Origin of the sequence: Photorhabdus bodei (assembly GCF_003287735.1) — a bacterium.
Classification (GTDB): Bacteria; Pseudomonadota; Gammaproteobacteria; order Enterobacterales; family Enterobacteriaceae; genus Photorhabdus; species Photorhabdus kayaii.
The window spans coordinates 1-13,518 of sequence record NZ_NSCM01000022.1 but is presented as its reverse complement, the minus strand read 5'-3'; the positions used below and the strand labels follow the sequence as shown (position 1 = coordinate 13,518).

General features: G+C 41.0%; 9 protein-coding genes and 1 pseudogene. 7 read left to right on the top strand and 3 right to left on the bottom strand.

Annotation, left to right across the window (positions count from 1 at the left end):
• Positions 1-122: 122 nt before the first annotated feature.
• The 3 genes and pseudogenes from CKY02_RS13285 to murJ form a co-directional block, all read left to right on the top strand.
• A pseudogene (locus tag CKY02_RS13285) lies at positions 123-521 on the top strand (hypothetical protein); the annotation flags it as partial.
• 485 nt (positions 522-1,006) lie between these two features.
• Positions 1,007-1,135, top strand: coding sequence for a hypothetical protein (locus CKY02_RS26310; RefSeq protein ID WP_275658219.1), 129 nt, complete (start codon positions 1,007-1,009; stop codon positions 1,133-1,135).
• A gap of 329 nt (positions 1,136-1,464) precedes the next feature.
• The gene (murJ, locus tag CKY02_RS13280) at positions 1,465-3,000 is read left to right on the top strand and encodes a murein biosynthesis integral membrane protein MurJ (protein ID WP_112895643.1); all 1,536 of its coding nucleotides are present in this window, start codon (positions 1,465-1,467) and stop codon (positions 2,998-3,000) included.
• Positions 3,001-3,206: 206 nt separating this feature from the next.
• Here murJ and CKY02_RS24650 read toward each other — a convergent pair whose 3' ends face one another.
• Entirely contained in the window at positions 3,207-3,356 is a 150-nt protein-coding gene (locus tag CKY02_RS24650) for a hypothetical protein (RefSeq protein WP_167405309.1), read from the bottom strand.
• 432 nt (positions 3,357-3,788) lie between these two features.
• On the opposite strand from CKY02_RS24650, the gene CKY02_RS13275 reads away from it, so the two are divergent.
• From CKY02_RS13275 to CKY02_RS13260, 4 genes are all read left to right on the top strand, one after another.
• On the top strand, positions 3,789-4,037 hold the full coding sequence (locus CKY02_RS13275; protein WP_112895642.1) for a hypothetical protein: 249 nt from the start codon (positions 3,789-3,791) through the stop codon (positions 4,035-4,037).
• Positions 4,038-4,398: 361 nt separating this feature from the next.
• The gene (locus tag CKY02_RS13270; RefSeq protein WP_112895641.1) at positions 4,399-5,367 is read left to right on the top strand and encodes a diiron oxygenase; all 969 of its coding nucleotides are present in this window, start codon (positions 4,399-4,401) and stop codon (positions 5,365-5,367) included.
• A 14-nt stretch (positions 5,368-5,381) separates the two neighbouring features.
• Positions 5,382-5,570, top strand: coding sequence for a hypothetical protein (locus tag CKY02_RS13265; RefSeq protein ID WP_112895640.1), 189 nt, complete (start codon positions 5,382-5,384; stop codon positions 5,568-5,570).
• 6 nt (positions 5,571-5,576) lie between these two features.
• Positions 5,577-9,851 (top strand): non-ribosomal peptide synthetase, encoded by a 4,275-nt coding sequence (locus tag CKY02_RS13260; protein WP_112895639.1) that lies wholly within the window; start codon positions 5,577-5,579, stop codon positions 9,849-9,851.
• 352 nt (positions 9,852-10,203) lie between these two features.
• Here the strand turns inward: CKY02_RS13260 and argS are convergent, their stop codons facing one another.
• Positions 10,204-11,934: an arginine--tRNA ligase gene (gene argS / locus CKY02_RS13255; protein ID WP_112895638.1), complete on the bottom strand. Its 1,731-nt coding sequence runs from the start codon at positions 11,932-11,934 to the stop codon at positions 10,204-10,206.
• A gap of 352 nt (positions 11,935-12,286) precedes the next feature.
• Positions 12,287-13,024, bottom strand: coding sequence for a cyclase family protein (locus tag CKY02_RS13250; RefSeq protein ID WP_112895637.1), 738 nt, complete (start codon positions 13,022-13,024; stop codon positions 12,287-12,289).
• Between the last annotated feature and the right edge of the window lie 494 nt (positions 13,025-13,518).

The window sequence follows — 13,518 nt, the reverse complement described above, 5'->3', positions numbered from 1 at the left end:
CTTTTTGTAGTAAGGCTAGGTACAATGCTACATTGGCAGCTTATAAAAGTTAATGATTTCTAGTGCATAAGCATGAATTTATGTATACTCGCCGCTTTTGTTAGCAAAGTGAATGATTAACCATGAATAATATTGCTGCCTTGTCTTTGGCTGCTGTGATGTTTACTAGCGGTTGCGCTACGATTGTGGGTGATAAAACTCAGCATGTTCAGGTTGATAGTAATCCATCAGGGGCCACATTCTCTATCAAAGATGAATTAGGTAGGGTTGTTGCTCAAGGGAAAACGCCTCAAGATGTACTTTTAGAGAAATCCGATGGAAGTTATTTTGGTAAGAAAGACTATCTGGTTACTTTTACTAGAGAGGATTCGGAGTCTGTAACATTACCAATTAAGGCGAGCGCCAATGGTTGGTATATTGGGGGTAATTTTTTATTTGGTGGTTTAATTGGTTGGCTCTTATTTGATCCATTTAATGGCGGGATGTATACGTTGCATCCAAAAGCAGTGAACGCCCATTTACCTCAAAAACCAGTGAGTGCTGAAGTGCCTCAGAAACCAGCGAATGCTGGGTCATCTCAGAATCAAGTAACAAATACAATTATTCTGATGTTAGACCCTAATAAGACGGTAGACCCTAATAAGATATTAGACCCTAATAAACAGGTAACACCGTTGGGTTAAGCCAAAATGCCCGGTTGGACAATTTGGTAGGTATATGACAATAAGCCCTTTCATTTTTTCCAGAAGGGCTTTTTAATTATATTTTGCCTTTTCTTATGGAAAATAACAGTCAAGAGTGGATTCGAATAATAAGTGTAAAATTGTTACTCTGGAAGTAAACATGTCCGTATTCCTTTAAATAATTCATTGGATATTTTATTATTGGCTAATTGTCATGAAAATAATTTTAATGGTTTCTTGATTCCATAAAATAGATATTATTCTGATTGGTCTATTTAATAAGAATAGTAATTGAATTGAAAAAATAGATAAATAAAGAGTGAGTGAAAATAAATAATTATATACCCGTCATCTTTCAAGTTGCCTCTTTGTTGGCTGCACTCACTCACCCCGGTCTCATAGTTATCTATGCTCCCGGGGATTCGCTCCCTTGCCGTCGCGATGCATCTTGAAATTCATAGGGTATATAACTTGCGTCTGTACATAGTTTTGTGTTGGATAATAATTTATTTATCTTAAAAAAGGTTTTTTATTGTTTTATCGATATTAACTTTAACCGTCAGTAGGTTAAAGTTAATATCCAACAGTGCACTGTTGGATAGGTAGTTTAGCAAGCTGGATTAAGATGGTGTAATTTGGTTGTTTTTTATACTAACACACAGGCGGCTTAAAAAGTATAGACAGCTTACAAGTATCTCAGTCGTGTATAATTCATTTTCCATTTTTGCACTGTCGTATAGGCAGTTCGGAAATCAACTAACATGATTTTGAGATAAATACGATGAATTTATTGAAATCGCTGGCTGCGGTTAGCTCTATGACCATGTTCTCTCGGGTTTTGGGCTTTATCCGAGATGCCATTATTGCCCGCATATTTGGGGCAGGTGTTGCAGCGGATGCTTTTTTTGTTGCATTTAAATTGCCTAATTTACTGCGCCGTATTTTTGCAGAAGGCGCCTTTTCTCAGGCATTTGTACCCATTTTGGCGGAATATAAGAATCAGCAAGGTGATGAAGCGACCCGGACGTTTATTGCTTATGTTTCCGGTATGCTGACGTTAATTCTGGCAATTGTTACCGTACTGGGAGTTTTAGCGGCGCCGTGGGTGATTTATGTTACCGCGCCAGGTTTTACCGACACCGCCGATAAATTTACGCTGACAACAAATCTGTTAAGAATTACTTTCCCCTATATTTTTCTGATATCGCTGGCCTCGTTGGTAGGCGCGATATTAAATACCTGGAATCGATTTTCTGTTCCTGCCTTCGCTCCGACGTTACTTAATATCAGCATGATTGTGTTTGCATTATTTGTCGCCCCTTATTGTAATCCGCCGGTGATGGCATTAGGTTGGGCGGTTGTTGCTGGAGGGATTTTGCAACTTCTATATCAGCTTCCTCATTTAAAAAAGATCGGCATGCTGGTATTACCGCGTATTTCTTTCCGCGACAGTGGCGTATGGCGGGTTATGCGGCAGATGGGGCCAGCACTTCTTGGGGTTTCAGTCAGCCAGATTTCATTAATTATTAATACGATTTTCGCCTCATTTCTGGTGTCCGGTTCTGTCTCCTGGATGTATTACGCTGACCGTTTGATGGAATTACCTTCAGGTGTATTGGGGGTTGCGCTTGGGACAATTCTTTTACCTTCACTGGCGAAAAGTTTTTCCAGCGGAAATCATGAGGAATATACCAAATTAATGGATTGGGGGTTGAGGCTCTGTTTTTTATTAGCGCTGCCTTGTGCTGTTGCTTTAGGTATGCTGGCAGAACCTTTAACAGTTTCTCTATTCCAATACGGTAATTTTACTGCATTTGATGCAGTAATGACCCAAAAAGCGTTAATTGCTTACTGTTTTGGATTGATGGGGCTAATTATTGTCAAGGTGCTGGCGCCGGGTTTTTATTCTCGTCGAGATATTAAAACTCCGGTAAAAATTGCGATTGTCACTTTGATTCTGACTCAGCTCATGAACCTTGCTTTTGTTGGCCCGCTGAAACATGCCGGGTTAGCCTTGTCTATTGGCCTGGCATCTTGTTTCAATGCTAGTATGCTTTACTGGCAATTACGTAAGAAAAATATTTTTAAGCCGTTAGCGGGTTGGGGGGGGTTCTTATTTAAACTGGTTGTGGCAATTGCGGTAATGATTACCGTATTAGCTGTTACTTTATGGTTAATGCCAGCATGGGAGCAGGGAAATATGGCTATGCGCCTGTTGCGATTGATGGTGGTCGTTATCGCCGGGGCAAGCAGCTATTTTGCTGCGTTGGTGCTGATGGGTTTTCGGCTAAAAGATTTTGCCCACCGCAGTTTTTAATAAATTGAGGTATCCCGGTAGTTATTGTTAGCTCAAGCTGAGCTTGAGTTTTCTGAGGTTACTGGGATATCAGCTAATGATTACATACCCTATGGATTTTAAGATGCATCGCGATGGCAAGGGAGCAAATCCCCGGGAGTAATGTATTGATTTATTTATGACTTTTACTTGTTTTTTCTAGAGTTTACTACTATACCCCATGGATTTCAAGATGCATCGCGACGGCAAGGGAGTGAATCCCCGGGAGCATAGGTAACTATGTGACCGGGGTGAGCGAGTGCAGCCAACAAAGAGGCAACTTGAAAGATGACGGGTATATACCGAATGAACTTCAAGATGCTTGAGTCGTCAGACATAAAAACATTTAAATTCAACAACATAATCGTTTTTCAAACATGCACTTTGAAGTATCTTGAGTATATATCTATTATCTATTGATTATTTATGCCTGTCAGGTAAGTTATTTTGCTGTATTTATATTTCTCTGTGTTGAAATTATTGACATGCTCAATTGTTCAATTTGATTTTTTATCCGATTTATGAATGAAAAGTAATATATTTAATTGTTATAAGTTTTTATAAATCAGTGGTAACTAGACTATTATAGTCACTCGATTGAATAGTATTTTATTGAAAAATTAATTATGTGTGTCAGGTCGTATTTCTTCTATAAATATTATAAGGAATGCTGTTCTGGAACATAGTTATCATATAGACTATATTCGTTATGTGATATTAATTAGATATTTGTAATACTAGTAAACTATTTCTAAGGAATATATGGAACTATGTGTTATAAATTTTTCCCATCATCAATAATCTCAAATATCTCTTTACTGCTTGGAGATGTCGAAGCTGATAGATCTGTTATTGGCTTTGCTGATATGACAGTTAATTTTAGTGTTGCTGGCGGGGTTATTCAGCAGATTGTTATCTCTAATTCTTTAGAAACTGAATTGTATGTTTCTTTATCTATCGTATTGATATTTATGTTATTATTAATCAATGTTCCTATGGGTGAAAATAGGAAATTATGAGATGGATGATGTTAAAATTTCTGGGTAACATAGGAGGAAAATGGGTAAATAACGTCACCTAATGAAATAGGTTGCTAACCACTCTCAACTTGTCAATTTTTTCTCTGTAGATTGTTTTATCAGGGGTAATCAGTCTTAGTCTTTTTAATTATGGAAATTAACGGAGCCGTTGGTATGAATTATGAATAGTATTCTCTATTAAGTTGGGGTGAATATCTTACCTTATATAACATCGAGAGCTTATTCCAGTAGGCGTTATTGATGCAGCAGACCATTATTGTCAAAATAATGGGCATGAATAGTGTTCAGATACTGGAATGTACATTGAGGAGCAGCTTTATCCTAAAATAAGGAACGACACATGAGTTCAGAACTGATTGGCAATGTATTGTCAAAGGGGGGATTATTGTCCTCTTATACCGCTAAATGGGAACAACGGGCTTCAATAAGAACCCGGCCAGAGAAGTATATTGACTTTGATATACCCGGTTTTTTCTTTCCTGAAGAAAAACAGCCTTTGTTACTTGATGAGAGTTTACAACATATTAGTTATGAAATTAAAAATGAGATTTTGATACAAGCATTTTTTAAATATTTGAATGATATTATTAATCTTGAAATTAAACTCATTAATTCAGCCTGTAATAAAATCATCTATAATGATTTATCAGTGAAATATCATGAGCAGATGAAAATTAATGCTTATACGATTGTGATTGATGAATATTATCATGTTTATATTGCCAGAAATATGATGAACCAGTTGAAGGCTAAATTTCCTGATATAAAAGAGTTATCTTATCCTATATCAGATGCTTATGTTGCGGTTTCAGAGATAATGTCGCGTCTTTCTCCTCGTTACCATGATTTGTTTGAAATAATTGCAGTCTGTATTTTTGAAACAACGCTGGTGAAAGAGTTGGTGGAGTTTTTCAACAGTGAAAATGTTCATCCTTCAATAAAATATTATGTTAATGACCACATGAATGATGAATCCAGGCATTATCTATATTTCCATGAATTATTACAATATACCTGGCATCATATGAGTGATGATGAAACTTATGGAATTGGTCAGCATATTGCTGACTTCGTTAAACTTTATCTTAATATTGAATCAGAGAAACAGTTTAATACCGAACTCCTAAGCAGTATTACGAATGATCGGGCTTATAGTGAGAAGTCAGTACAGAGAATATATCAGGGATTTGAGGTAACGCCCGATGTCCCTATTGTAAAAAATGTTTTATTGGCATTAAAGAGAGCGGGGGTGCTTGAACATCAAGCGGTTCGGCGTGGTTTTGAAAATATTGGATGGGTTATTTCATGAGAGGAGCCGAGGAAATGAGTAATGTAATGTCTCATCAAACCGTATCAATGGCAGAACTCAAGAGTGTGGTAAAAGAAATTAAAACCCGTTTGATTAATCGTCAAAGCTTAATTTTGATACAGGAAGTTAATTATAACGAAAATAGGGGGGTACCTGTTCTGGTTGCCGTTAACCCTCATCATGTCAGCTCGGTGAGGGAGTGATACGTTATGAGAATACTTAACATACTCACTGGCGCTCATTTGGATCAGCTAAGCTCTCATGTTGTCCGTTATCTATTGGACGCGGGACACTTTGTTTATGTGGTAGCCGATGATGTAGAGCAGCAAGCAGCCTGGCAAGCCGCATTTAAGCATAATTTCATGCTGATTTCACATGAGCATATTGCGGATTATGCTATTGATTGCGAGTTTTGTTACGGCATGATGCCCGCGATTTCTGCGGCGGCTGCGATTAAGTTAGTGGCTTTTAACCAAGAAGAGGCCGCTTTATTTCAGGTTGTGGGTGAGCATGGTGGAAGTTGGCAGATATTGGCAGAAAAAAAATTGGCTTGGGAAGCGTATCGATCAGTACAGGCTCATGAATTGTTGGCGGAACTTTTTATTGACGGTTTGATTACTTTTTGCCGTTACGATTTGGAGCATACACCCCAGTGGTATCCCAGTAAAAATGATATATCGCTATGGTATCAGGCGCAGGAACAGATGCGTAACCAGCAATGGGTGTTGGCCGAGCAGAGCCAACATTACACCTGTTTTGTTCTGCAAGATGAAATTAACCTTGAGCAAAGTGAAAGAGAAATTGTCACATTACCGGTTACGGGGATTTTCCAACAGGAAGATGTTGCGTTATTGGCGTTGTTGCTACAGTTCTTATTTAATGCCCGCCGCTCTGTACTTTACAGTTTCGATTGGAATCATGATCAGCGTCGGTTGAATCACTATCAGTTACTAACAGGCGTTGAGAAATATGTCGGTTTGCGAAATGAGATAGATTGCCTTTGGTCCGGTGAATTGGATAACCCCTTTTATGATCCTTTAAGCGTTTCATCCGCACTGCCTGTACCGGGTGTCGCGGTGTTTGTGGATTGCCAGCCGAATTGGGACCAAGAGAATCTTAATCTGAGTCTGAATTGGCACAGTGTTAGCCAAAGCTTGACGCTGAACTTCCGTCAGGGGATACCTTTTTTCAGTGCGGTTGCCGATTATATTGCCGAATTTATGCGTCGCTTGCCTGATTTTAAGCAGGGAAAAGTCAGTTTTATGGCATTGGCGCAGTTACCGGAAAACTTGTTGCAACGTTATTATTATCAGAATAATCAAACACAATGCGATTATCCGCACACCACCATCCCCGCGCTGTTTGAACAGCAAGTCAATTTGGCACCAGACCATCCGGCGGTATTGACTGAACAAGTTGCGATGAGTTACGGCGAACTGAATCAGCGAGCCAATCAGCTTGCGAGCTATATGATGCGGCACTATTGTCTGGAAATTGGTGATCGGGTGGCGATCATGATGTCCCGTGAAGCCGATTTGTTCGTCGCATTGTTGGCGATACTTAAATTGGGATGCGCTTACGTTCCCATTGATACCCAGTCACCGGCTATCAGAACTCATTCGATTCTTGAAGACGCCCAGCCGGTGTTGCTATTGACTTCGCAGCCTGTTCCTACAGGTTTTTTACCTCAGGGCGTGCAGCATTTATATCTCAATAGTCAGGCGGGCAGTGATATTTTCTCTGATGAACCGACCAGCAACCCTGAATTAAAAGTGCAACCTCATGATTTAGCCTATGTTACCTATACTTCCGGTACAACGGGTAAGCCGAAAGGTGTCGCCATCGAACACGGCAATCTTCTGAATGTGTTTAATGATGTGCAGCGGCGTATTGCATTGACATCTCAGGATCGCTTTTTGGCTATTACGACGTTGGCGTTTGATATATGCAAATTGGAAATTTTTATGCCACTAATGTTTGGTGCCACCGTGGTATTAGCGGATCAACGTCAATTACTCGAAACGAATAGGCTAAAACATTATCTGGAAACGTACCGTGTCAGCTTGATGCAAGGAACTCCTTCATTCTGGCAACAGATCATTTTACAGATGGATGGGCAATTTCTGCCAGTTCGGGCGATATGTGGCGGAGAAGCGGTCTCCAATGATTTGGCACGGCGGTTAGCGAAGATGACCATGCAGACATGGAATATGTATGGCCCGACGGAAACGTGTGTTTGGTCAACGGGTTGCTTACTAAATGTTGAACAGCCACAGGTGCTAATCGGCAAACCGATAGCCAATACCCAGTGTTATGTTTTAGATGAGTCAGGTTGTCCGGTTCCTCCTGGTGTGATTGGTGAGCTGCATATTTCAGGGGCCGGTGTGGCACGTGGGTATTTTGGTAATCCACAGTTGACCCGTAGTCAATTTATATCTAACCCATTCTATTGCACAGGGGAAAACTGGCCTGGGCCAATCATGTATAAAACCGGTGATCGGGTTCGTTATTTACCTTGCGGTAATCTGGAATATATCAGTCGAGTTGACAATCAGATTAAATTGCGTGGGCACCGGATTGAATTGGGGGAAATTGAGTCGGTATTACAGCAATATCCGGGTATCCAGCGTGCGGTGGTGGCTTTACAGCAATCCGTTACTCCGGGCGGGGAACCTTTCCTTGCTGCTTATTATCAGGCTAATGCGCCTTTGGATCGCCAACTGCTGACGGATTTTTTCACGCCGTTGCTGCCTGATTATATGTTGCCCAGTACCTATATGTTCCTGGCAAATATTCCGTTAAATGCCAACGGCAAGGTGGATCGCAAAGCGCTGCCAGCCATTCAGTTACATGAGCAGCAACACTATGTTGCGCCTTACACGGAGTGCCAGCGGATATTGTGTCGGATCTTTAGTCAGGTATTAGGTGATGGGCAAACTCAAGTTGGCATTACTGACGACTTTTTTAGTTTGGGAGGAAGTAGCCTATCAGCGATTCATCTGGTTAATCAGATAAATACTGAGTTGAATTGTGATCTGAAAATTAGAGATATTTTCCAGCAGAAAATGATCTCTCGCTTAGTTCCATTGGTGGAGGTGGGTCGTGGCGAATTCATGTATCGGGATTACCTGATTAAACGTGCTGATTTGGAACACCGTTATCATCCGTTCCCACTGAATAATGTTCAACAAACTTACTATTTGGGTCGCTTCAAGAGTTTTGAACTGAGTGAGGTATCAACCCATATCTACAGTGAATTTGTCTTTGGACAATTGGATCATCGGCATTTAGAACTGACATTCAACCAACTTATCTCACGTCATCCTTCGTTATGCACGATATTTGAAAATGGTGAACAGCGTTATCTAAACAGTGTGCCTTACTACAATATCTCATATCGGCAGATCACAACGGATACCGAATTTATGGCACTGCGCGAACAATTTTCACATAAAGTTTATGCGCCAGAACGTTATCCGCTATTCGACATTCTGTTAAGTGAGTACGCAGGCAAATACATTCTGCATATCAGCTTTGATGCGATCATCATTGATATGACCAGCTTTGAAATTCTGTTTTCAGAATGGATTCAGCTCTATCAGCAGCCAGAATTGCCGTTACCGGTGTTGGATATTACCTATCGTGATTATCATTTGCAGTATGAGCGGGCACGGAACAGTGCGTTGTTCACGCAAGCTGAGAATTATTGGCGACAGAAAGCCAGCTCCATGTCACTTGAAATGAATCTGCCTTTGGCAATACGTCCTGCTGTAATGGGTAAACCTCATTTCCAACGTATCAGTGGCGTTATTCCACAATCGATATGGCAGAAATTATTGGATAAATGTCAACATTACAGTATTAGCCCAACGGCGTTGATTGTTGAACTTTATAGCCGAACCCTTTGCTATTGGGCCGGACAAGAGCAGATTTGCCTTAATTTGACACGGTTTAATCGCTTGCCACTTCATCCGCAGGTTAATCAGATTATTGGTGATTTTACCGTCTTAAGTCTCTTCGCTTACCAAAATCGTACGGATATTTCGATTTGTCAGCAACTTGAACAGGTTCATGGCGCACTGTTGCAGGATATTGAACATAATCTGTTTGATGGGGTTGATGTACAACGTATGTTGAAACAGCAGAGAGAGCTACCAGACAATACCGTTATTGCTCCGGTTATGTTAACCAGTGTATTGGGGGTGAGTAGCAAAGCCAGCATGTTTGAGTTACCGTTGGATGAAAGCTATCAGGGGATGCAATATTCCATTTCCCAAACTCCACAGGTCTGGCTGGATCATAGGGCTTATGAAACTGATGAAGGATTTGTTGCTGAATGGGATTACGTCGAACAACTGTTTGAAGCCGATACCATCAAGGCCATGCATGACAGCTATTGTCAATTGATTCGATTAGTTGCTGAGCGTGATTGGCAACAGGTGGCTTTTCCTACTCCAGCTTTGCCAGTAGCACAATCACAGTAGCACAATAATGATGCAATCCGACGTTGGAATGACACTCAGGTTGAATATCCACGTCAGACGCTGAGTTAGCTTATACCCGTTATCTTTCAAGTTGCCTCTTTATTGGCTGCACTCACTCACCCCGGTCACATAGTTACCTATGCTCCCGGGGATTCGCTCCCTTGCCGTCGCGATGCATCTTGAAATCCATAGGGTATATATGAACATTAATTGTAACAAGCGGATTCGCTCAGCGGGTGGTGGTCGCGTTGGGGATTATAAAGAGTGGCAGTGCCTATTGTGACAGGCGTGATAAGGCGATAATAGATATGCCCAATCACGCCAATTTTTCAGAAAAACAGCGATTATCCTGTTACATCCGCTCTATCGTCTCAATCCCCAATGTATTCAGACCTTGCTTCAATGTCTTAGCGGTCAGGAGCGCCAGTTTCAGGCGGCTTTGACGCAACTCTTCGCTTTCCGCATTGAGGATTTGGCAGTGTTCATAGAAACAGGAGAATAGACCAGCCAAATCGTACAGGTAAGCACACATCACATGTGGTGTACCTTCACGGGCGACGGTGGTAATGGCCTCTTCAAATTGTAACAAACGGGTGGCCAATGTTTGTTCACGATCTTCATTTAGGATAACCGGTAGGGTCAGACTGCTTTCATCGATTTCGGCACGTTTAAAGATGGAGGCAACACGGGTGTAAGCATATTGCATATAAGGCGCGGTATTGCCTTCAAAGGCGAGCATATTATCCCAATCGAAGATGTAATCTGTGGTACGGCTCTTGGAGAGATCAGCGTATTTCACGGCACCGATACCGACAGCTTCAACCACTTTTTTCAATTCATCTTCTGGCATATCCGGGTTCTTTTCACGGATAAGGGTGTTGGCACGTTCAATAGCTTCATCCAATAGATCGGTCAATCTGACAGTACCGCCGGCGCGAGTTTTAAATGGTTTGCCATCTTTGCCCAACATCATGCCGAACATATGGTGTTCCAGTGACACGGATTTTGGTACATAACCAGCTTTACGAACGATGGTCCAGGCTTGCATCAAATGTTGATGTTGACGGGAATCGATGTAGTAAAGAACGCGGTCCGCGTGCAGGGTTTCATAACGGTATTTTGCGCAGGCGATATCGGTTGTGGTGTAAAGATAACCTCCATCCTTCTTTTGGATAATAACGCCCATCGGTTCACCTTCTTTGTTTTTATATTCATCAAGGTAAACCACGGTTGCACCATCGCTTTCCACTGCCAGCCCTTGCTGTTTCAGATCAGCGACAATACCGGGTAGCAGATCGTTGTACAGACTTTCACCCATGACAGAATCTTTAGTCAGCGTGACATTTAGACGATCATAGGTTTGCTGATTTTGGGCCATCGTGATATCCACTAGCTTGCGCCACATGGTACGGCAATATTCATCACCGCCTTGTAGTTTTACGACATAGCTACGGGCGCGGATGGCAAACGCTTCATCTTCATCGTAATGCTTTTTGGCTTCGCGATAGAAAGCTTCCAGATCGGACAATGCCATATCGCTGGCATTTTCGTTTTGCACTTTTTCCAAATAGGCAATTAGCATGCCGAACTGGGTTCCCCAGTCACCCACATGGTTAGCGCGGATAATCTTATGACCGAGGAATTCAAGTGTGCGGACGGCGGCATCACCAATAATCGTGGAGCGCAAATGACCAACGTGCATCTGTTTCGCAACATTGGGGGCGGAATAATCGACAACAATAGTTTGTGGTTTGGCTGGCGTAACGCCCAGCTTTTCATCTTTCAGTGCAGTTTCGATATTGGCTGCAATCCACGCTTTATCAAGGAAAATATTGATAAAGCCGGGGCCAGCGATTTCAACTTTATTGGCGATACCTTGCAGATTTAGCAGGTTAACAACTTTTTCTGCCAGTTGTCGGGGAGGCATACCCACTTTTTTCGCGGCGGCCATAACACCATTGGCCTGATAGTCGCCAAATTGCGCTTTCGCGGATTGGCGGATGTGAGCTTCGCTGTCGGCTGGAGCACCTGCTGCAATCAGCGCTTGGCTGACTTTTTCTGAAAGAATCGCCTGAATATTCACCTGGTTACCTTAAATGACGAACAAGAAATAGGTATATTGTAGCAAACAATATCCTTTGCAAAATGGTTCATAAGAAAAAACGGCGGGTTTTATACCATATTCAACACATGACATACCACTTTACTGTTGCTTTGTGCCAAGTTACGGAGATAAAAAACGCATTTCATCGAAAAATCATGATGGTGACTATACCCTATGGATTTCAAGATGGATCGCGACGGCAAGGGAGTGAATCCCCGGGAGCATAGGTAACGATGTGACCGGGGTGAGCGAGTGCAGCCAACAAAGAGGCAGCTTGAAAGATAACGGGTATATAATGCCGTAATGAATATACGGCACAAGGATGGAGTAGTCATGGCAGTATGGCAAACGAACGAACAGGAAAACCAGAGGCTTTTTTAGGTTTGGCTACAATATTGAAAATAACTGCGCCACGTACAGGTACTTGGTCCAAATTAGCCAAAAGTTCTATCTGATAAGTATCTTGCTTTAATACATAATCTTCGCCCAACAAGGCATTATTCTTTCTAAAATCTTTAGCGGCGTCGGTATCAAATGTTTCATGTCCGATGGCTTTAATATGACGCTCCTCAAATAAAAATTTAAGGGCATCTATTCCCCACCCAGGTATTTGGTTATTACCAGAATCATCTTTATTGTCCATTTTTTCCTGAGATGACCAGCGTTTACTCCAGTCAGTTCTGAGCGCAACGAAAGTACCTGCCTCAATAATTCCATATTCTTCTTCAAATTTAAGAATATCTTCTTTAGAAAGTGAAAAGTTGGGGTCCTGTTTTGCTCTTTCTGATTGATTAAGCACGATTAAAGGTAAAACTAATTCTTTTAATTCCAGTTCATCAACATAACGGGTATTAGGAACAAAATGGCAGGGAGCGTCAATGTGAGTCCCATATTGGCCGGGAAAAGAAAATTGCTGAACAAAAAAGCCATCTTTGTAATCAAAAAGTGTTTTAAACTCTGCTGAATCAAGCATAAAAAAATGTGGAGAATCTTTATCGAAGCTATGCGTCAAATCGACCCATTTTTTTGACTTCAATAAAGTGAGTGCTTGTAAAATGCTATTTGACATAAAAAACCTCATTTTTGATAATTTATTGATGTTATTTTTACCACTATTGCATGATTAATGCTGTAAGATTTTTTACCGTAAATAGTGATGTTCCTCATGTTTTATTCACTTTTATTGTTCCAGTAATGAACATACGAAATAAAGGCATAATAGATTTAAAGGCGGCCGGATTCGTCATTTCTGACTACTGAGGCTTGTGTTAGACTCGTCAGATACGAGCACATCAGGTTATGATTCTTATAAGCGGAAAATTATAAAGAAATAATAGAAAATAAGATAATTGATTTTTACATTAGTTAAAATTTAAAATCAAATATAATAAAAAAATATATATTATATGTTTTTCGGCATTATTATTAATGTGATATAAATAACTTTTCAAAATAATAGATCACTTGGAGGGAACTCAGTCCGATTTTTGCGATCTGATCAATTGCGAAAAATCCCAAACCCCAACACGGACTGAGTGATGCCTATCATAGCACCTATACCTC

Coding starts and splice junctions, on each gene's coding strand:
- murJ (WP_112895643.1), top strand. CDS start 1,465: ATGAATTTATTGAAATCGCTGGCTGCGGTTAGCTCTATGACCATGTTC.
- CKY02_RS24650 (WP_167405309.1), bottom strand. CDS start 3,356: ATGTCTGACGACTCAAGCATCTTGAAGTTCATTCGGTATATACCCGTC.
- CKY02_RS13275 (WP_112895642.1), top strand. CDS start 3,789: ATGTGTTATAAATTTTTCCCATCATCAATAATCTCAAATATCTCTTTA.
- CKY02_RS13270 (WP_112895641.1), top strand. CDS start 4,399: ATGAGTTCAGAACTGATTGGCAATGTATTGTCAAAGGGGGGATTATTG.
- CKY02_RS13265 (WP_112895640.1), top strand. CDS start 5,382: ATGAGTAATGTAATGTCTCATCAAACCGTATCAATGGCAGAACTCAAG.
- CKY02_RS13260 (WP_112895639.1), top strand. CDS start 5,577: ATGAGAATACTTAACATACTCACTGGCGCTCATTTGGATCAGCTAAGC.
- CKY02_RS13250 (WP_112895637.1), bottom strand. CDS start 13,024: ATGTCAAATAGCATTTTACAAGCACTCACTTTATTGAAGTCAAAAAAA.